Origin of the sequence: Mesorhizobium sp. M1A.T.Ca.IN.004.03.1.1 (genome assembly GCF_003997555.1) — a bacterium.
In the GTDB taxonomy this organism is placed as follows: domain Bacteria; phylum Pseudomonadota; class Alphaproteobacteria; order Rhizobiales; family Rhizobiaceae; genus Mesorhizobium.
Genome location: NZ_RZTV01000839.1, coordinates 1 through 247, shown reverse-complemented (window position 1 = coordinate 247; position 247 = coordinate 1). Strand labels below are relative to the sequence as shown.

Genomic DNA, 247 nt, shown 5'->3' with positions numbered 1-247 from the left:
CACCAGCATCACCGCAATTATCAGGATCAGCGACGGCGCGCTGTAGAGATAGGGCTCCGAAGCATCGGCAAGACGGCGCAGCCACGGCCTGCGGTCGCGACGCATGTCGAGCATATCGGCGGAAATGGTCATCGGATTGCGGTTTCCATTGTCTTGATCAGCGGAGTCTCGCCCGGGTGATACTTCTGAAGCAGGAGGTCGAGGCCCCCTCATCCGCCTGCCGGCACCTTCTCCCGCTGGGGAGAAG

General features: G+C 61.9%; 1 pseudogene. It reads right to left on the bottom strand.

Annotated elements, in window-relative coordinates:
* A pseudogene (locus EOD29_RS34030) lies at positions 1 to 132 on the bottom strand (sugar ABC transporter permease); the annotation flags it as partial.
* Positions 133 to 247: the final 115 nt, after the last annotated feature.